The 18,836-nt window shown below is 62.7% G+C and carries 17 protein-coding genes; 4 read left to right on the top strand and 13 right to left on the bottom strand.

Annotated features, from left to right (window positions below; translation table 11 throughout):
* Positions 1-80 precede the first annotated feature (80 nt).
* From rpsA to OO015_RS09295, 3 genes are all read right to left on the bottom strand, one after another.
* Positions 81-1,403, bottom strand: a complete 1,323-nt coding sequence (gene rpsA, locus OO015_RS09305) for a 30S ribosomal protein S1 (protein WP_265940956.1) — start codon at positions 1,401-1,403, stop codon at positions 81-83.
* A gap of 191 nt (positions 1,404-1,594) precedes the next feature.
* On the bottom strand, positions 1,595-2,701 hold the full coding sequence (locus OO015_RS09300) for a pyridoxal-phosphate-dependent aminotransferase family protein (protein WP_265940955.1): 1,107 nt from the start codon (positions 2,699-2,701) through the stop codon (positions 1,595-1,597).
* 3 nt (positions 2,702-2,704) lie between these two features.
* Positions 2,705-4,189 carry an O-antigen ligase family protein gene (locus OO015_RS09295; protein WP_265940954.1) on the bottom strand — a complete coding sequence of 495 codons (1,485 nt, stop codon included), beginning with the start codon at positions 4,187-4,189 and terminating at the stop codon, positions 2,705-2,707.
* Positions 4,190-4,370: 181 nt separating this feature from the next.
* On the opposite strand from OO015_RS09295, the gene OO015_RS09290 reads away from it, so the two are divergent.
* Both OO015_RS09290 and OO015_RS09285 read left to right on the top strand, forming a co-directional pair.
* Positions 4,371-4,700, top strand: coding sequence for a winged helix-turn-helix transcriptional regulator (locus OO015_RS09290; RefSeq protein ID WP_265940953.1), 330 nt, complete (start codon positions 4,371-4,373; stop codon positions 4,698-4,700).
* 164 nt (positions 4,701-4,864) lie between these two features.
* Positions 4,865-6,853, top strand: a complete 1,989-nt coding sequence (locus OO015_RS09285; protein WP_265940952.1) for a methyl-accepting chemotaxis protein — start codon at positions 4,865-4,867, stop codon at positions 6,851-6,853.
* A 62-nt stretch (positions 6,854-6,915) separates the two neighbouring features.
* On the opposite strand, the gene moaA is transcribed toward OO015_RS09285, so the two are convergent.
* The 9 genes from moaA to OO015_RS09240 form a co-directional block, all read right to left on the bottom strand.
* Entirely contained in the window at positions 6,916-7,965 is a 1,050-nt protein-coding gene (gene moaA, locus OO015_RS09280) for a GTP 3',8-cyclase MoaA (protein WP_265940951.1), read from the bottom strand.
* 139 nt (positions 7,966-8,104) lie between these two features.
* Positions 8,105-8,806: a PIG-L deacetylase family protein gene (locus OO015_RS09275; RefSeq protein WP_265940950.1), complete on the bottom strand. Its 702-nt coding sequence runs from the start codon at positions 8,804-8,806 to the stop codon at positions 8,105-8,107.
* 3 nt (positions 8,807-8,809) lie between these two features.
* Entirely contained in the window at positions 8,810-10,177 is a 1,368-nt protein-coding gene (gene hisS, locus OO015_RS09270; protein WP_265940949.1) for a histidine--tRNA ligase, read from the bottom strand.
* A gap of 12 nt (positions 10,178-10,189) precedes the next feature.
* Entirely contained in the window at positions 10,190-10,699 is a 510-nt protein-coding gene (locus tag OO015_RS09265; RefSeq protein ID WP_265940948.1) for a MogA/MoaB family molybdenum cofactor biosynthesis protein, read from the bottom strand.
* A complete protein-coding gene (locus OO015_RS09260; RefSeq protein WP_265940947.1) occupies positions 10,696-11,910 on the bottom strand; it encodes a M20/M25/M40 family metallo-hydrolase in 1,215 nt (404 codons plus the stop codon). Before OO015_RS09260 ends, OO015_RS09265 begins: the two co-directional genes overlap by 4 nt.
* Complete coding sequence (locus OO015_RS09255) at positions 11,907-12,290, bottom strand: YraN family protein (RefSeq protein WP_265940946.1); 384 nt, start codon at positions 12,288-12,290, stop codon at positions 11,907-11,909. The genes OO015_RS09260 and OO015_RS09255 overlap by 4 nt, the downstream gene beginning before the upstream one ends.
* Complete coding sequence (locus OO015_RS09250) at positions 12,287-12,952, bottom strand: ribonuclease HII (RefSeq protein WP_265940945.1); 666 nt, start codon at positions 12,950-12,952, stop codon at positions 12,287-12,289. Before OO015_RS09250 ends, OO015_RS09255 begins: the two co-directional genes overlap by 4 nt.
* A 9-nt stretch (positions 12,953-12,961) precedes the next feature.
* Positions 12,962-13,333, bottom strand: a complete 372-nt coding sequence (rplS, locus tag OO015_RS09245; RefSeq protein WP_265940944.1) for a 50S ribosomal protein L19 — start codon at positions 13,331-13,333, stop codon at positions 12,962-12,964.
* A gap of 97 nt (positions 13,334-13,430) precedes the next feature.
* Positions 13,431-15,308 carry a bifunctional homocysteine S-methyltransferase/methylenetetrahydrofolate reductase gene (locus OO015_RS09240; protein ID WP_265940943.1) on the bottom strand — a complete coding sequence of 626 codons (1,878 nt, stop codon included), beginning with the start codon at positions 15,306-15,308 and terminating at the stop codon, positions 13,431-13,433.
* A gap of 499 nt (positions 15,309-15,807) precedes the next feature.
* Here OO015_RS09240 and OO015_RS09235 point away from each other — a divergent pair, with 499 nt between their 5' ends.
* Together OO015_RS09235 and OO015_RS09230 are read left to right on the top strand one after the other, a co-directional pair.
* Positions 15,808-16,404, top strand: coding sequence for an RNA polymerase sigma factor (locus tag OO015_RS09235; protein ID WP_265940942.1), 597 nt, complete (start codon positions 15,808-15,810; stop codon positions 16,402-16,404).
* Positions 16,401-17,864: a zf-HC2 domain-containing protein gene (locus OO015_RS09230; protein WP_265940941.1), complete on the top strand. Its 1,464-nt coding sequence runs from the start codon at positions 16,401-16,403 to the stop codon at positions 17,862-17,864. The genes OO015_RS09235 and OO015_RS09230 overlap by 4 nt, the downstream gene beginning before the upstream one ends.
* 8 nt (positions 17,865-17,872) lie before the next feature.
* Here the strand turns inward: OO015_RS09230 and OO015_RS09225 are convergent, their stop codons facing one another.
* Complete coding sequence (locus OO015_RS09225) at positions 17,873-18,787, bottom strand: CPBP family intramembrane glutamic endopeptidase (RefSeq protein ID WP_265940940.1); 915 nt, start codon at positions 18,785-18,787, stop codon at positions 17,873-17,875.
* Positions 18,788-18,836: the final 49 nt, after the last annotated feature.

Genomic DNA, 18,836 nt, shown 5'->3' with positions numbered 1-18,836 from the left:
CCTGGGGGCCCGGAGCACAGGTATCACTTTCCGGATCGGAACTCGCCAGCGTGTTGTTTCACGTGCGGGGCTGGCGGGGATCAGGTCTCCCCGCCATCGTCGGCCGGCGGCTCATCACCTTCCGGCTCGGAATCGTACTCTGCCTCGCTGGCCTCTTCTCCCTCGCCAGCGTACGGGGTGATACCGCGCTCGATCAGACGTTGCTTAATCGCAACCGCCTCGGGACCCAGGAGCGCCTCGAGTTCTTCGTCCGCGACCTCGAGCGCCCGCCTCAAGCTGAGCCCGATGCGACGCCTGGTTGGATCGATGCGGATGACCTTGACGATGACCTCGTCACCTTCCTGCAGCACCTCGTTCGGGTGCTCCACTCGCCACCCTGCCAACTCGGAGACGTGGATCAGCCCTTCCACGCCTTCCTCGATCCGCGCGAAGGCCCCGAAACCGGCCAGCTGCGTGATCGTTCCACGAACGATCTGCCCGACCTGGAACTGGCTCGCTACCTGCATCCACGGCTCGGGCTGCGTCCGCCGGATCGAGAGCGCGATCTTGCGCTGCTCCGGATTGACCGAGAGCACCATGACATCCACCTCGTCACCCACGCGGAGCACCTCACTCGGGTGCTTCACGCGCGTCCAGGAAATTTCCGACAGGTGCACGAGGCCGTCCGCACCACCAATGTCGACGAACGCCCCGAAATCGGCGATACTGGTCACACGACCACGACGTGTCTCGCCTTCGCGCAGCGTCTCGATCAGCTGCGCCTTCATCGCGTCACGCTGCTCTTGAACCGCCTGACGCTCCGAGAGGATCAAGCGATTGCGATGCCGATTGATCTCGATGATCTTGAGCTTGAGGCGCTGGCCGATCATCCTGGCCATGTCAGCCTGCTTGGTCACCTCGTCACCGCCCCGAATCGCCACGACCTGCGAAGCGGGGACGAACCCGCGAATCCCATCGAGGTTGACCAACAGGCCACCCTTGTTGTAGTTGACGACCTCAGCCTCGATGATACCGCCGGCCTCGAAGATCTCCTGAAGCCGCCGCCAGGTCTTTTCCTGACGTGCTCGATCGATCGAGAGCACAGCCTGGCCTGCTTGATCTTCTGGTTGCAACACGAAGACCAGGATCCGGTCACCCGGGCGGAGCCGCCCCAGTTCCTCCGGCGTCAACGTCTGAAACTCGCGACTCGGGACGACCCCTTCCGACTTGCCACCGATGTCCACCAGGATCTCGTCCCGACCGACATACATCACTTCACCCTCGACCACGTCACCGTATCGAAACAGACGGTAATCGTGGCTCGGGTCGTCCAATAACTGCCGGAACAATTCAGCGTCATCCATGACCGGGACGCTCCCGATCCCTTGACCGTAGTGCTTCTCGTCGATCTGCTGCCCCACCATGTACCTTTCCTCGAGTGCCGTAGTTTTGCCAACCACTACCGACTCGTTCGAGCCGACGGTCAGCGAGACACCGTCGTTAGTATAACGAGCCCCTGCCAGTACGACAAGCGTCAGAACGCTCGACTTTGCCTGTCGAATCAACCGGACGCGTGATGCTCGCTCCAAGTGGCCGCACGAGCGCGCGGCTGTCCTCAGTCCCACCTTCCCTCGCGTGCGTCAGTGAGTTCACGCACCAGCGCTGCGTACACGACTTCCAGGTCGACTCGTTCGACCCAGCCCATATGCCCGACGCGGATGATCTTCCCTTTTAGCCTGCCTTGTCCCCCGTTGACAGCAATGCCATAGCGTCGTTCCAAGCGGGCCACCAACGTCTCGGGGTCGATCCCCTCGGGCGGGACGAGTGCCGTCACCGTCGGACTTTCGAAGCCCGCCTCGGCGAAGCAGCGGAATCCGACCGATCCGGTTGCGGCACGGAACCAGCCCGCCAGCTCTCGATGCCGGTTCCAGACGCGTTCTAACCCTTCCTCCTCGATCATCCCGACCGCTGCCTCGAGTGCATAGATCAGACTGATCGGCGCCGTAGAGGGAAGATCGCCGGTGCGAGCTGCAGCCCGGTACTCGCGGAGATCCCAGAACGCGCGCGGAAAACCGGCTCCCTCGACTGCATCCCAGGCCCGTGGCCCGACGCCGACGATCACCAGCCCCGGCGGACACATCCAAGCCTTCTGCGAACCGCTGAACACGAGGTCCACACCCCAGGCATCCATCTCGAACGGGCACCCGGCGATCGCACTGACACCGTCCACTGCCAGGAGTGCACCAGCATCCCGTACGATCGCCGCGATCTCAGACAACGGATTCAGAACTCCCGTCGATGTCTCGTTGTAGACGAGAAAGACTGCGCGGATGCCCGGCGTCTGCCCGAGAGACTCCGCTACGTGGTCTGGCCGAACAGCCTGTCCATACGGGATCTCACGGACAACGACGTCCACACCGTACCGTTCAGCCACCCGCCGCCACCGCTCGCCGAAGTCCCCGTTGACCAGTAGGAGCACCCGATCACCGGGATGCAGGAGATTGACGACCGCGATCTCCCAGCCAGCCGAACCTGTCCCAGGCAGGACGAAGACGTCACCGTCTGTTCGATGCAACTCACGAAGACGTCGCAACAGGTTACGAACGAACTCCCGGAACCACTGGCCTCGGTGTGGAACCATCGGCCGTTGGAGAGCCGCCAGAACGGGTAACGGCAACGGTGTCGGTCCTGCGATCCGCAAGTTCCGCACGATTTCCGCCATAGCTCATCTCTTCCTTACCGCGCTTCCAGCGAACGCATCGTTCCGCTCGGCTCGCCGGCGATCGACCGCGAGGCGGAGGACGATCGCCTGCACCAGCCAGAAGACTCCTACCATATGTGGGAAACTGATGTTCAGGTAGTAATGGTCGAACATCCCGATGAGCAGCAGTGCACCTTGTGCACCGAGCCAGCTCAGGAGTAAGTCGCTCCACGCGTCCTCGCGCCGCTCGCGTAGCCATGTCCGCCACCCGAGTGCGAGGATACCGAGCACTGCTGCGAGGAACGTTATCAGCCCAACCAGCCCCATCCGCTCCGCCACCAGCAAATAGATACTCGACACCCCTGTCCAGAGCTCGACCGTTGGCGCTTCCCCGAATCCGACGCCGAAGGCCGGATAGGCCCGGAGCAGCGCCAGTGCTGTACGGTACTCTTCCAAGCGCATCTGTGTCGCCGGGTCCTGCAGTGTGAAGCCTTGCCACAGTCGCTCGAACACTCCCTCTCCGATACCGAGCGTCATGGCGGTAACCAGTCCAGCACTACCAGGGAGGAACAACCAGCGATAACGAGCGAGCGCGATCAATCCCACGCCGAACACAGCTCCCAACCATCCCGCTCGCGAGTAGGTGAGCAGGAGCGCGGGTCCGATGGTCGCGGCAGCACTGACCGCGAGCCAGCGCGGGATGACCGGGCGCCGCGCTACGGCTTGGGCTACAGCGATCACGAACGCCGGAGCGAGAAGCCCAGCGAACGAATTGGGATCGACGCTCGTGCTCGTCAAGCGCATCGGTTTCGCTGGATCGTCCTCGATGTAGCGGACGATCCGGGTCGCGGGATAGCCATACGGGATCAGTCGAGCGAGGACCGCGAGAGTCATTCCGGGCCCAGCTGCATACAACGCGAGTCCGAGCACCGCCGCCAGGCCACTGGCCGAAAGGAACACGGTCGTGAACCGACGATAGTCCGCTAGGCGCCGGAGCACTGACCACGCAAGGAAGAACAAGCTGAGGCTGATCAAAAACTTCGCATAATCGTGGTACGTCTGCGTTGTATATCCACGACCGATTCCGAGGACGAATGCGAACAACGACACGCCCGCGAATAGGAGGACACTGAGGACGAGTGGGTGAAACGGGACAGATCGGCTCCTGTCCAAGAACGATTGCAGGAGCCACGTCCCCACCACTCCCAGCCCCACGAGCTCGAGGAGCGGGGGAGTTATTACCACTTTGATCGGGATGACCGCGTACGGGAGCAGCGCAATGATCGCCAGAACGACCCAGAGACCGGATCGCGGATCGACGGCGACGAGGATGCCCGCCAGCACAGCGATCAACACCGCCAGCGCGGGCACGGGACCGAACCGAACGAGGAGCAACGCGCTCGCGAGTGCACCCGCAACAGCGACTCCACTCCCGACCAGCGCGGCGATAGGCGGTCGCATCCGGAACGCGGTCGTATGTGGCCAGACTGGCAAGCGCAACTCTCGCATACCAGCACCCGATCACCCATTTGCCTGCACTTCGATCATCGATCCACGAATCGCAGTACCCATCGCCAACGCGGGCAGAGTACACTTGCCGAGTGAGACGGAACTGTACGACGCTCGCACCCACTGAGTCCGAGCGTTGCGCTGTGGAGGATACCGCGCGGCATCGGGAAGGTGCTCATCGATGCAGACCACACCTCTGCCACCGGAACAGTGCCCGCTCGCCCAGACGGCAGCGATCCTCTGCGACCGGTGGACACCGCTGATCTTGCGGGATCTCGCCCGTGGCCTGAGCCGTTTCAGCGAGCTCGAGCGTTCGGTTCGTGGCATCAGCCCCAAGACGCTGTCTTCACGCCTCAAGCACCTCGAAGCGACCGGCCTGATTCGCCGGATCGAGGAAAACGGTGGACGCACACGCTATGAACTCACCACCCGTGGTCGCGCACTCTTGCCACTCGTCCGCGCCATGCGCGACTACGGCCGAACCTGGCTCAGTACGCGCTCATCCGGCTGAGCGCTCTCGCATGCCCCCACCCCGAGCATGCATCACTCGACGAAGCAGCCCTTGCACATCAATCCGACAACATGATCTCCCCTCTTCAGGAAATGTACCCGGCAGCCGATATCCCTCTGTGGAGTGGGATCGCGTGGAATAGGAGCAGGGGGGTCACTGTGCCGATGAACGGAGCAGCAGAGACGATGGATCGCAGCCGTGACCGTATCAGCCTGTGGATTCTCTGGGGCCATGCACTCGCTGCTCTCGCTGTCGTGTTCCTCTTCGGAAAACATCCGCTCTGGCAGGCGCTCGTCGGCGCCACAGTTCTGAGCGGTACCGCCACGATCGGCTATCGGTTCCTCGCCGGTACCCGCTGGTACCGGCTTCTGACTGCTGGACTCCTCATGCTCTATGCTGCCCTCCTCATCCATCTCTCCGGAGGGCTCATCGAAATGCACTTCCAAATCTTCGTGGCTCTCGCCTTCCTGATCATCTACTACGACTGGCTGCCGATCGTGCTCGCAGCAGGGCTCATCGCTGTTCATCATGTGCTCTTCAATGCCTTCTGGCCGTACAGCGTCTATAAGGACGGTCCATCGTGGACCATCACGTCCCTTCACGCCTTCTTCGTCGTGCTGCAAACAGCGGCCGGCATCCTGATCGCGCAGCGCGTGCGGACGAGCGCGCTCGCGGTCGCTCAGGCAGCGCGACGCCTCGCGACCGAGCAAGTCCCCACGTTCGCCCAAACGCTGCGCCGCATCGCTGCTGGTGACCTGACACAGTCCGCCCGCTTCGCGACCGACGATGTCACGGTCAACTGGCGAGACGAAATCGGCCAGATGGTCGAGTCGTTCAATGCAGTGCAGCATCAGCTCGGAAATGCTGCCAGCGAACTCGACACGATGGTCAAGCAGCTCCGTACGATGGTAGCCGATATCCGTGCCGCTGCAGACGGTCTCACCGACGCGACGGAGGAAATGAACCACGCGACCACTGGCTCGGTCGACGCGATGCGGGACGTGAACGCGAGCGTGATCGAGGTCGGCCAAGGTGCTAGTGAGGTCGCGCACGCTGCTGCTTCGGCACGCGTCTCGATGGAACAGCTGCAACAAGTAGTCCAAGCCGTGGCCACGGGAGCCAGCGCACAAGCACGGAGCCTCGAACGTATCAACGCAGCAGCCAACGAACTCGCCGGTCACGTACACCAGGTGCTCGCCGACACTGCTGCCGTCGAGGAGGCGACGCTCAACTCTCGACGTTCGGCCGATAGCGGCGCCGATGCCGTCAGACAGACGATCGACGCCATGCTGGAGATCCGAAACGTCGTCCTCTCGGCTGCCGAGCGTGTCGCCGAACTCGGACGGCTCGGTCAGGAGATCAGCTCGGTCGTGGAGACGATCGACAACATCGCGGAGCAAACGAATTTGCTCGCGCTCAACGCAGCGATCGAGGCCGCGCGCGCTGGCGAGCACGGTCGCGGCTTCGCTGTGGTTGCTGACGAAGTGCGCAAGCTGGCTGAACGCAGCCGACGGGAGACTCAGGACATCGCGGCGTTGATCGAGCAGGTTCGCCAGGCGACCGAGCAAGCTGTCGCTGCGATGCGCACCGGTGCCGATCGAGTCGCGAGCGGCGCGGACCGAGCCGAGCAAGCAGGTCGAGCGCTGCAGACGATTCTCGAAGCGGTCGAACAGACCAGCCAGAAGGTCGATGCGATCACAGCCGCTGCTCGGAAAATGGCGGCCGCCAGCGATCGCGTGATCGCTGCGCTGCGCGATATCAGTAGCGTGATCGAGCAGAACGCGACGGCTGCTGAGGAAATGGCCGCCCAGGCCCATCAGGTGACCGACGCGGTGAAAGCGATCGACCGAATCGTCGGAACGCAACAGCAGAACGTCGAACGGGTCCAGCGGCAAGTCGACACAGCGACGCAGATGATCGAAGAAGTCGGAGCGCAATCCGGCATCGTCGAACGCTATGCGACGCGTCTCCGCGAACTCATCGCCAACTTCCGGATCGGCGAGGGAGCAGAGGCACCGACCGACAGCATGCAAGCACAGCCGGCAAGCAATGCGGAACCGAACGGTCATGCTGGAAGGGTACCGCTGAGCCAGCGGTTACGGCTCGAGCAGCTCGTCGCACAGGTCCGCAGTAACGGTCACGGGCACGGGTGATCGGGAACCAGGAACGCCGGGGGCTCAGTCCCCCGGCGTTCCGCTTCTCCGAGCGGCTATCTTCAACCGCCGATCTGACTCATCCCTCGTCCTGTGCGACGATCACCCTCACGCAGTCCATGGCCCCAGGGTTTGCGCCAAACAGCCGCCCGAATACGCTCCATGAGCGCCTCGTCGCTCGCACCACTGCGGACGAGGCCGCGGATATCGACTTCATCAGCGCGCAGAAGACAGAGACGAAGCTTTCCGTCCGCAGTCAAGCGAATGCGATTGCAAAAGGCACAGAAGGGCTCGCTCACCGGACTGATGAAACCAATGGTTCCCTTCGCACCGGGAATTCGATACACGCGCGCTGGATCGCTGAGCGGCGCCTCGAGTTGTTCGAGCGGTCCGTAGACAGCTTCGATCCGGGCACGGGTTTCTGCAGTCGTCACCAGACCTGTGTCGTGCACCTCTGCGACACCTTCGAGCGGCATGACTTCGATAAAACGTACCTGCCAGGAACGCTCGAGCGTGAGACCGGCCAATGCCGGCACCTCATCGTCGTTGAAGCCACGGACGACGACCGCGTTCAGTTTGATCGGGGACAGTCCAGCATCTTCTGCCGCAGCGATGCCAGCCCAGACCTTCTCGATGCGTCCACCACGCGTGATGATCCGATAGCGTTGGGGATCCAAGGTGTCGAGGCTCACATTGATGCGCTTCAAACCGGCTGCCGCGAGATCGTACGCAAGACGTTCGAGAAGCAGCCCGTTCGTCGTCATCGAAATGTCTTCGACGCCCGGGATCTGCGCCATCGCTCGCACGAGTTCGACCACATTCGGTCGGACAGTCGGTTCGCCACCCGTCAACCGCAGGCGACTGAAACCGACCTGAGCTGCAACGCGGACGATGCGTAACAGTTCCTCGTCGGTCAGCAGCTCCTCCCGTGGAGCGAACTTCATCCCGTGCGCTGGCATACAGTAGACGCAGCGCAAATTACAGCGATCGGTAAGCGAAATGCGAAGATACGTAATCGGGCGGCCATACGCGTCGCGAGTGATCCGCTCACCTGCCCGGGGTACGGCGCGCTCGTCGCCTGCAATCGCGCGCTGCATGACCGGAACAGCCATCTCCGTGACTCCCTTCTCCGGTTCCCGGAGTACCCCGGACTCGAAACCCGAGCGACACTGGTGGGCTATCACAAGGATAGCAGCCGAGTCTGCAAAATGCAACCCCTTCGTTGACTTTTCTGCACGCGCCGTGATCGCTTCAGCGACGCAGGGCGATCACCTTGAATGCTTCTGCGTAGGCGATGCCACGTTCCGCACCAACCTCGGCTGCTCGCTCACGGACACGTTCAGCAAGCTCAGCAGGATCGCTTATCTGGCTCCGATGTGCGACGAGCGCAGCGATCTTGATGTCCAAGGTCTCACTGATATCCACATAGACATCCGGATACTGTGCACCGAACAGCCATAACTCGGCCACCTTATGCGGTTCCAGACCTTCAGCGAGGTGATGCGGAAAGTACAGCGGGTCACGAGCAGTCGGATAAACGGCATCGATCGTCGTGATACCGACTGCCCGATGATCTGGATGCAACGCGTATGGGCGAAAAGGATCGTGCGTGATCACGATATCCGGCCGGAAGGAGCGGATCTGGCGAACGATACGCTCGCGGAAAGCAAGATCCGGCTCGAGTTCACCGTCGGGCAACCGGAGGAACACCACTTCGCGGACACCCAGAATCCGGCACGCCTCGCGTTCCTCCTCCTCGCGTTGGCGCGCCAGTGTCTCCGGTGAGATATCGCGCCGGCTCGTCCCCTTATCTCCCGACGTGCACTGAACCAGTACGACCTCCTTGCCTTCACGCACGAGCCGCGCAACCGTTCCACCGGCACCGAATTCCATGTCGTCCGGATGAGCGACGACAACCATCACACGCTGATGCGGAGTCAGCATCTCCCCCATCGTTCACGATCCCTCTTGCTCAAGCGCGCCCGATCGCAGAGCGAGCCGAGCACACAATACCTCCGCGACTTTTGCAGTCGGCACGCGCTCCTGTTCACCGCTCGCGAGATCGCGCACGGTCACGGCACCCGCTTCGATCTCGTCCGGCCCCACGATCGCTGCCAAAGGGATGCCCTTGCGATTCGCGTACTGGAGTTGACGACGGAGATCACGCCGCTCACCGACATACACTTCCGTCGCCAGACCAGCCGAGCGAAGCGATCGGGCAAGCTGCAACACCGCGGGCTGGTGGCGCTCGTCCACCATGACGACCAGAACCTGCGTGACCGTGGCCGGTGTGGGCAGGAGGCCGTACTCATCGACTACCTCGACCAGACGCTCCAGCCCTAACGACGCACCCGTCGCCGGGATGTCTTCATCGAGAAAGAGCCCGATGAGGTGGTCGTACCGACCAGCGCCCCCGAGCGATCCGATCGCCGGTTCGCTCACGATGACTTCCGCCACCGGCCCAGTGTAGTAATCGAGCCCGCGGGCCAGGGAGAGGTCGAGAACGTAGCGACCGCTCGGTGCGCCGTAGTGAGAGAGATACGTGAAGAGTTCAGCCAGCTCGTCCAATGCTCGTTGCGCTTGCGCATCCTCCTGCAATCGAGCACGCACAGCCCTGATGACCTCGAACGGCTCGCCTTGCAACTGGATCAGTTCCAACACTCGATCAGCAGCTCCTGCATCCACCCCTGCACGGATGAGCTCCTCACGTACCCCTTCGCGCCCAATCTTCGCCAATTTATCGATCGCTCGGTACACCGGCAGTGCCAACGCCGGATCGACTCCGGCTGTTCGAGCCAGTGCTTCGAGCAACTGACGGTGATTGACGTGGACGACCGCGTTGGGGATCCGCAGAGTCGAAAGCGCGTCGATCCACACGGCGAGGACTTCGGCATCAGCTAGCATCGACCGCGTTCCGACGATATCGACATCGCACTGCCAGAACTGCCGGTACCGGCCTCGCTGCGGTCGCTCCGCCCGGAACACTGGTCCGATGTGATACCGCTTGAACGGCAGCGTCAACTCGTTCCGGTGCACCGCCACATAGCGCGCCAGCGGAACGGTCAAGTCGTACCGCAAACCGACTTCCCGACCACCGTGATCGACGAACCGGTAGAGGAGCTTCTCCCCCTCCTCGCCGTACTTTCCGGCGAGAACTTCGTAGTACTCCAGGAGCGGTGTATCGATCGGATCGAAACCGTACCGTTCGAAGACTTGCCGAAGCAAGTCGATGACACGCTGGCGCAAGAGCATCTGCCGCGGGGAGAAATCGCGCATTCCCCTGAGTACTTGTGGTGGACGCCGCACCTGCGCCGTCTCGCTCATTCCACCGATCCCTCACTTTCGCGCTTCCAAGACGAGATGCGCGAGTTCGGGCACGATCAGCTCGTCCATCGCAAGCCGCACGGCACCCGTCGAGCCGGGCATCGCGATGACGATCTTGCTACGATACACTCCAGCGATCGCCCGCGATAGCATCGCGGCAGCTCCGATCTCCCGGTAACTCAGCCAGCGAAAGAGCTCGCCGAACCCGTCCAATCGCTTCTCGAGTCGTTCCACGATCGCTTCGTACGTGACGTCGCGACGGGCGATGCCCGTTCCGCCATTCAGGAGCACCGCGTCGCAGTCCGACCTCGCGACGAACTCATCGACCACCTGACCGATCGCCTCTCGCTCGTCCGGCACGATGGCATAGCCCACGACAACGTGCCCCGCCCGCTCGAGGCGCTCGCGGATCAGTGCTCCACTCGTGTCCGTCTCCACCGTTCGCGTGTCACTGACCGTAATGACCGCACAACGAACGCTGCGTGGCGCCGCCTGCCGGTGTTGCTCTGGGCTCGTACTCATTGCTCGGCCTCCTCGCGGGTCAAGGCTAGCGCGAGCGCTGCGTATCCGACCATCGCTGCCTCGAGATCAGCGATCGCGACACTGTCGTCGACGGTATGGGCCAGCGCTTCGTTACCCGGCGCGAAACCGATCGTCGCCATCCCGTGCACCATGAAGTGACCACCGTCGGTCGCGAATTGCCAGAAGCCGTCCTCGACTCGTCGCTTCATGACGGATTCCAGCACAGATCGCCCGACTCGGACCACACGATGGTCAGCCGGGAGCACGTACCCGCGCGTCGGTGGCAGCTCGAGAACGAATCCCCGGTAGCTCCGCGCCACCCGCTCCTGGAGCTGCACTTCCGCCCGAACTCCTGGTTCGACGCACTGCAGGGCAAGCTGCTCGACCGTCGCCCGGATCGTCTCGGGCTCCTCCCCCGGCACGGTGCGCCAGTCCAGCACCAGCTGGACGACCCCCGGTATCACGTTGCTGCTTACCTGGTCACTCCGAACCAGTGTCGGAGCGACCGTGCTCGGCCCGAGTTCGGGATGGGCCAGATGTGGCAGTTCGTGGAGACGACCGAGAAATCGCGCAAACGAAAACAGGGGATTGGCCCCACGCTCCGGTGCACTGGCATGTGCCGATCGGCCGACGAAGCGCACCTCGATCCCGACGCGCCCGCGGTGACCCCGCCGGAGATCGAGAGCAGTCGCTTCAGCCAATACGACTGCATCCGTTCGGAGCCACTGGCAGAGCGCTGCGGCCCCGAGCCCACCGATCTCTTCTTGCACAACGCCGGTAAAGTAGCAGTCCCCGACTGGTCGCAGACCGAGGTCGCGCAGGAGCACGAGACCATAGACCTGACTCGCCAGCGCACCCTTGACGTCACACGCACCTCGCCCGTACAGAACATCGTCGACGACCACACCGTCGTAGGGCGGGTAAGGCCACTGATTCGGGTCGCCCTCGTGTACGTGGTCGAGGTGCGCATTGAACTGTACAGTGGGGCCGCCGCTCGTTCCTCGCAGGACACCGATCACGTTCCCGGCTCGGTCGATATCGACCTCGTCGTAGCCGAGCGAGCGCAAACGGCCAGCCACCAGTTCTGCGATCTGCTGTTCCTCGCCGGGAAGACTTCGCGTGCGGATCAGATCCTGAGCGAAAGCGACCAGTTCAGCTCGCCGTGCCCGTGCTGCCGCCCACAAGCGCTCACAAGTGGCCTCGTCGATCATTCCCACACTCCGTCATCGGTCACACTACCAGGTAAGTGCGTCCAGCGTACGATCCGCCCCCGTCGGTCGACCGTCAGTGCCACGACATCGATGCGACGATACCGTTCTGCATACTCGGGATACGCTGCGACGAAGGCGTTCAATGTCTGCAGGAGCCGTTTCGCCTTCCGCGGGTGGACACCCCATTCGGCGGGTTCCTGTCCAGATGGGCTGCGAACTTTCACCTCGACCGCGACGAGCGTCTCCCCGTCGAGAACCACGAGGTCGAGTTCACCGGACCGGCAACGCCAATTACGAGCGATCACCCGCCAGCCGATGCGTTCTGCCCAGCGAGCGACGATCTCTTCCCCCAGGGTACCGAGCGTTCGCCGGTCGCTCACTCGCAGCTGTCCTCTTCGATACCGAGACGAAACGAACGGCGATGCAACCGTGTCGGTCCGAGTCGTTCCAGCATAGCACGATGTTGAAAAGTACCGTAACCGGCGTTCTCGGCCCAACCGTATCCTGGGAACCGTGCACCGACACGTGCCATCAAATCGTCGCGTACCACTTTGGCTAGAACTGACGCGGCAGCGATGCTCGCGCAACAGCGATCGCCGCGCACGATCGGGGTAGCCGAGGACCGATCGAAACCAGGCAATGGCGTTCCGTCGTAGAACACGTGGTCGACGGGACCGATCCGCGCCAGAGCACGCCGCATCGCGAGAGCAGTAGCGAAGACGATACCGTAGCGATCGACTTCCCGATGCGATGCAGCGCCGAGCGCCCATGCCTGGGCGTGGGCGCGGATCCACTCCGCCAGGCGACGACGTTGGACCGGCGTGAGCTGTTTCGAATCCGCGAAGATATCAGGGAGACAGGTACCGGGCGCGAAGACGCACGCTGCCGCAACGACCGGACCAGCTAAGGCACCCCGGCCCACCTCGTCGAGGCCAGCAATGCGCGAGTACCCAGCCTGCCAAAAGCGCTCCTCGTGCAGGAACGTCGGCCGCTCGCCTCGACTCCCTGCTTTCGAGCCGGACGAGGCGAGCCCTCTCGGCATACTGCCACCTCAGCGCAGGTAGCTTCCCTCAGGCCGCCGCCGCTCCTTGAGACGTGCTGCCTTGCCCGAACGCTCGCGCAAGTAATACAGGCGCGCCCGTCGCACCTTCCCGTGCCGAAGCACCTCGATCTTCTCGATGAGCGGACTGTGCAACGGAAACGTGCGCTCGACGCCGATACCGTGCGAGGCGATACGGCGGACCGTGAAGGTGGCGTCGGTGCCGCCGCCCCGCTTGCGAATCACGACACCCTCGAAAGGCTGAACCCGCGTATTGTTGCCTTCGACGACGCGATAGTGAACACGCACCGTATCCCCCGGGCTGAATGGCGGGAGATCGGTTCGCATGTATTGCTCCTGGACGCTGCGAATCAGGTCCTGCATCGCTCCTGTCCTTCACACCTGTGTGTCACCCGCTGCTGCGCACTACGAAAGAGCCGCCGATACGCGGCCATTCGCCAGTATAACAAACGAGGCGCGCTCAGGAAGCCCGGGCGCGAAACCGCTGTTTCGGCAATGCTTCCAACACCTCGGCAACCACTTCGTATCGACCGAACGAAGGCATGAGATAGATACCGTCCACAAAGTCGTATGCTTCGGCGATCAACTCGCGTGCCATCGCGACACCCTCAGATCGACCGTTCGGTCCAGCCCGTCGCATGCGCTCCAGCGCGGTTTCCGTCAACGTGATGCCCGGCACCTCGTTGTGCAGGAACACAGCATGACGATAGCTCTGCAACGGCAACACTCCCAGCAGGACAGGCACCCTGATCGGACCATACCGCTCCTCGTACCGCGTTACGAAGGATCGCCAGGTGTCGAAGGAGAAGACCGGCTGGGTCATGATGAAATCGGCACCCGCTTCGAGTTTCGCGTGGAGACGCTCGATCTCGTGATCGAGATCCGACCGGGTCGGGTCACAAGCGACACCGATCGTGAACGCAGCAGGCCGACCGATCGAGGCACCCCCGACATCGATTCCCTGTCGGAAACGCTGGAGAATGCGCACCAAGCCGATCGAGTCGACGTCGTAGACAGGCGTCGCCTGAGGATAGTCGCCGAGTGTCGGCGGATCGCCGGTTAGGGCGAGGATATTGCGAACCCCGAGCGCGTGCGCGCCGAGCAGGTCCGACTGCAGCCCCATGAGATTGCGATCGCGTGTGGTCAAGTGCAAAATCGTCTCGACTCCAGCCTCTTGCTGCAAAATCACGCAGAGCGCGAGAGCACTCATCCGCACACGCGCCATCGGACTGTCGGCGACATTGATGAACTCGACACCGACCTCGCGTAACAGCCGCGCACCGTCGATCGCCTTCACCGGGCTGAGCCCTTTCGGTGGGTCGATCTCCACACTGATGACGAACGCTTTCCCGAGTTTTTGCGCTAACCGGGTTGGACTCTCAGTCGATGGAACTTCAGTCACCGAACGGTCAGTGCGCTGGCGCTCGCTGACGCCCAGGGACGCCTGACCAGTGTCATGATCCAGAGCACGCCGCATCGCGGCGATATGCGCCGGCGTCGTGCCGCAACAACCGCCGACTAACCGAACGCCATAAGAGCGGACCTCCCGCGCGAAATCCGCGAAATAGTCAGGTGATGCGCCGAAGATCACCCGTCCTCCAACGTTGGTCGGCCAACCGGCATTGGGCATCGCCGACAGTGGGAGACCCCAACGATTGACCGCGGCCATCCGCTGGAGGATCGCGACTGTCGGCCTCGGCCCGACACTGCAGTTCACGCCGACTGCGGAAACGCCGAGCTCAGCCAGTGCTTCGATGACCTCCTCAGGGCTGTGCCCGGCGAGTGTGCGACCGTCGGCTGCGAAGGTCATCTGAGCGACGATCGGGAGGTCGCAGACCTCTCGCGCCGCAGCGATCGCTTCGCGAATCTCAGCGAGCTGGTTCATCGTCTCGAAAACGAGGACATCCACACCACCTTCTAGAAGCGCCTCGATCTGCTCACGGAAGGCGTCGCGAACCGCCTCCGGTGCCACTGTCCCGTATGGCTCAAGGAGCCGTCCGGTCGGTCCCACAGCACCAGCGACGAACACCGGAACGCCACAAATCTCGCGCGCTTCTCGCGCCAGCCGTACCCCTGTTCGGTTGATTTCCCGCACACGATCGGCGAGTCCAAAATTCGCCAGCTTGAAACGATTCGCCCCGAACGTATTGGTCTCGATCAGTTCAGCACCCGCGAGGATATACGCACGATGGATTTCCAGAACCAGATGCGGCGCGTGCAAGTTGATCGCCTCGAAGCACTCGTCTAAGCGAACTCCACGCTCGTACAGCTGCGTACCCATCGCGCCGTCAGCCAGTACGATTCCGCGCTGCAAACGCTCTTGAAAGGTGCGAGCCATCGATCTTCTCCTGAAACCCTCTATACAGAACCCAGAGACCATGAGGCACGTGGTGCACTGAGTATAAACGAGATCATGAAGCCAGGAGCCCTCGCTATGACGCGCCAGCGACGTCCCTCCGAGCCCGTTCTCACCTGGCTACGCACACGAACGACTTCCCCGATCATGCGTGCGAGGCGCTCCCCACACCGCCGGAACGAGTGACGAGCTCGGCACGCTTGCCTTTATCCCATCCACACGTGAACACGCGTCTATGTGGTCGATGCACGCCCGAGCTTTCACGGTCTCCCGTACGCTGCCTCAGGACGGCACCGTGAAGCCGAGGGCATTTACCAGGCCTCGAAAGCTCCGCGCCCTCCGTGTCGCACAACGATCGCCGCAGGAACACCGAATTGACATCCGGCAAGGAACAGTGTACGATCGGCCTGTCAGGAGTGCTGCCGTGAAGTCACCGCACCCAGAGGACCCGTCGCTCGTTATAGACATTGGAGGAGAGCGGATGTCGGGCTCAGTCGCCCTGTCTGCGGTAGATGAGCTACGCTGTGTCGTCCGCGCCAAGGCGGGCGACGAGGAAGCGTTCGCGCTCCTATATCAAAAATACGAACGCACGATCTACCAGTTTGTCTACCGGATGGTCGGCAATGCCGACGATGCGAGTGATCTCACCCAAGAATGTTTCATCCGGGCCTACAAGGCGCTGCCGCAAACGACTGACGATTTGCATATCGGGGCGTGGTTGCGCCGCATCGCAGCCAACGTCTGTTTGGATACGCTTCGACGCCGGAATCGCCTGCGTTGGCTCCGCCTCGACCAGCTCAATCCCTGGCACGGCAACTCCCTGCGCGCAGCGGGAGCTGCCGATCCGGAACGAGCACTCCTCCAGACCGAAACCCAGGACCTCGTCGAGCGCATCCTGCAGCGGCTGCAACCGCGCTACCGAGCAGTTCTCATCCTCCGGGAATACGAGGGGTATTCGATCGACGAGATCGCTGACATGCTCAACATTTCCCGCTCGGCAGCGAAGTCTCTGCTGTTCCGTGCGCGGGAAGAGTTCCGTCGCCTGTACCACGACATGGAGGCATCGACATCCGGATGAGCTCGCTGCGCTGTCGTTCCTACCGGCCGCTCTTGTCAGCCTACCTCGACGGCGATCTGTCGGACGAGGAGCGGCAGCGTTTGCTCGCGCACCTCGCAGTGTGTGAAGACTGCCGAGCCCGCCTCCATGAATACCAACGACTGCGCGAGCAGCTCCGGCGTCTGCCCCCATCGCCACCACCACCGCGCTCCTTGCAGCGTGACGTGTGGAAGCGGTTAGTCGAAGAACGGAAGAGTACCCCCCGGACGCGAACACGGCTCGCGCTGGCCACGAGTGCGCTCGGCATGATCGTTCTGCTCATCGCCCTGGTCACGGCCAGTATCGGATTCCAACGCACCCAACCACCGCGCGTCGTCGCTTCGAACCCAGCGACCTCCTCGACGCAGCGGTGGCCCATCTACCAACCAGTCGAAATCACCTTCTCGAAACCGATGAACGAAGAATCAGTACTGAACAATTTGCGCATTTCGCCACCCGGTGAACGACAGCGCCTACCGATCAGCTGGAATGGGACAACCCTGATTATCGGGGCCGACGCCGAACGCCGCGTTCTGTTGCTGCCTGATACGGTGTATCGCATCGCGATCCTACCCGATGCACAAGATCGCTGGGGCCACCCGCTCGGCACTCCGTTCGTCTTGACCTTCCAGACGACAAGCGCTGTCGCTCATGTCCAGGAAACACCTACCCCCGCTCCGACTCCGTCGCCGAAACCGATGGCGACGCCGAGGGAGAATGTCGCTGAGCCTGCATCATCTCCCACTGCCGTTCCGGCTGGGGCACCCGCGCAGGCAGTGCCCACGGTAGCGCCGATCGTTCCCGAGCCTTCTCAGAACCGATCTTCCGATCAGCCGCAGATTCCCGCTCCACCGCCCCCACCAACGCCATCACCGACGCCGATTCCGGTTCCGACGCCGACGCCGCTGCCGTCCTCGACCGCGCCGGAGGCGACACCGAGTCCGACGGTCGTGCCGTCTCCGACACCGGGCACGCCTGAACCGATTCCGGTCACGGGTGCGTTCGCACGCGTCTATTGGGCTGACGAGGCGATCCAAAAGCGACTCGGTCAGCCAGTTTCACCCGCTTTCACTGTTAACGCTGCAGAACTGGCCTTCCAGCGCGGAATGATGCTGGAGCGGTTCGACACCTTGCACATCTACATCCTCGATGCCACTGGCACCTGGTCCAGTGTTCCCGAGCCACAACCGGTCGATCCGCCTCTCGAATTTCGCTCCGTGGAGCCCAACCTGTGGGCACCGGGCGGGGCGTTCGGTCAGGTCTGGGAGGAAAAGGCGCTGGCTCCGTCGCTCGGTTACGCGACCGAAGGTGACGTTCACGTCATGTCCACCGGCGCACGCATCCAGGAATTCGAGCACGGTACGCTCATCCTGAGTGACCGCGGTTTTGTCTATGCACTCTTCGCGGACGGCACGTGGCAGCAGTTCCCGGTGAACCAGTAGCCCTCCGCTCAACGGGACGCAGCTTGCAGCAGAACCGCCACCATATCGTAGAGCGCATGCGTCAGAATACAGGCCGTCGTACCGAACCAGCGTCTTTCCAATCCCAGGAGGATCGCGAGCCCTGCGACCCCGAGTGTCACGACCGAGAGTTCGTATTGAACGTGAACGAGCGTGAACAGCACCGCCGTCAATCCGAGCCCGTAGCGTGGTTGGATCGCACCGCGAAACAAGAGTTCCTCACCGATTCCGGCGAGAATTCCCAGAAGCAGCGCCCAGCCTGGTGCCCCGAACTCGCTGGTCAGCGGGATCATCCGTTCTTCGATACGAGCGACCACTTCTGGCTGCACGATATGCGCCAGCGCTCCACTCGTCAGGGATACGAGGAAAAGCGCTACAGTGAAGAGCCCAGCGCTCACCACCTCGCGTCGTGCTGGCAGCGTGAGCCCGAGGCGATGCACTGCATCGCGAAAGTCACGCGAGAACGGGAAGCCGACCAAAACGAACGCTAACGCTACCTCGCCGATCCCCTGTGCGATCAGCTGCTCGCGCCGAATTTCGAACTCCGGCAAGGCGCTGGAGAGAAGGAGTGCCCCAGCGAGAACGCCGATCAACCCCTGCAGAAGAGCCAGACCGAACGCATCAGGCACTGAGTCGGGATCGATCGGTATCCACCGCGCGATGCGGGTGCGATACGGATACCACCGCGCGAGCAGGACGAGGACACCGCCCAGTACCCCCGACACGAGGAGTGCGTGCATACTGCGGTACCAACCGAGAAGGCCAACCCCGAGAAGCAGGCTTCCACCGCCCAATACGACGACATCGAGCCCACGGCGAGCCCAGACCGACCGCTGCGCTGATTCCGCCGCATACCGCAGGAGAGCGGCGATCAGGACGATTCCCACCAACTCGAGAATCCACATCGAACGCCTCCTTCTGCCGTCCAGGCGTAGGTATACCCCTGGTTCGTGC

The sequence above is a fragment of the Thermomicrobium sp. 4228-Ro genome, from assembly GCF_026241205.1.
Lineage (GTDB): Bacteria > Chloroflexota > Chloroflexia > Thermomicrobiales > Thermomicrobiaceae > Thermomicrobium.
The sequence above is the reverse complement of the archived record's forward strand: the minus strand, read 5'-3'. Positions and strand labels throughout refer to the sequence as shown.

Coding starts and splice junctions, on each gene's coding strand:
- rpsA (WP_265940956.1), bottom strand. CDS start 1,403: ATGGTGGGGCAGCAGATCGACGAGAAGCACTACGGTCAAGGGATCGGG.
- OO015_RS09300 (WP_265940955.1), bottom strand. CDS start 2,701: ATGGCGGAAATCGTGCGGAACTTGCGGATCGCAGGACCGACACCGTTG.
- OO015_RS09295 (WP_265940954.1), bottom strand. CDS start 4,189: ATGCGAGAGTTGCGCTTGCCAGTCTGGCCACATACGACCGCGTTCCGG.
- OO015_RS09290 (WP_265940953.1), top strand. CDS start 4,371: ATGCAGACCACACCTCTGCCACCGGAACAGTGCCCGCTCGCCCAGACG.
- OO015_RS09285 (WP_265940952.1), top strand. CDS start 4,865: ATGAACGGAGCAGCAGAGACGATGGATCGCAGCCGTGACCGTATCAGC.
- moaA (WP_265940951.1), bottom strand. CDS start 7,965: ATGGCTGTTCCGGTCATGCAGCGCGCGATTGCAGGCGACGAGCGCGCC.
- OO015_RS09275 (WP_265940950.1), bottom strand. CDS start 8,806: ATGGGGGAGATGCTGACTCCGCATCAGCGTGTGATGGTTGTCGTCGCT.
- hisS (WP_265940949.1), bottom strand. CDS start 10,177: ATGAGCGAGACGGCGCAGGTGCGGCGTCCACCACAAGTACTCAGGGGA.
- OO015_RS09265 (WP_265940948.1), bottom strand. CDS start 10,699: ATGAGTACGAGCCCAGAGCAACACCGGCAGGCGGCGCCACGCAGCGTT.
- OO015_RS09260 (WP_265940947.1), bottom strand. CDS start 11,910: ATGATCGACGAGGCCACTTGTGAGCGCTTGTGGGCGGCAGCACGGGCA.
- OO015_RS09250 (WP_265940945.1), bottom strand. CDS start 12,952: ATGCCGAGAGGGCTCGCCTCGTCCGGCTCGAAAGCAGGGAGTCGAGGC.
- rplS (WP_265940944.1), bottom strand. CDS start 13,333: ATGCAGGACCTGATTCGCAGCGTCCAGGAGCAATACATGCGAACCGAT.
- OO015_RS09240 (WP_265940943.1), bottom strand. CDS start 15,308: ATGGCTCGCACCTTTCAAGAGCGTTTGCAGCGCGGAATCGTACTGGCT.
- OO015_RS09235 (WP_265940942.1), top strand. CDS start 15,808: ATGTCGGGCTCAGTCGCCCTGTCTGCGGTAGATGAGCTACGCTGTGTC.
- OO015_RS09230 (WP_265940941.1), top strand. CDS start 16,401: ATGAGCTCGCTGCGCTGTCGTTCCTACCGGCCGCTCTTGTCAGCCTAC.
- OO015_RS09225 (WP_265940940.1), bottom strand. CDS start 18,787: ATGTGGATTCTCGAGTTGGTGGGAATCGTCCTGATCGCCGCTCTCCTG.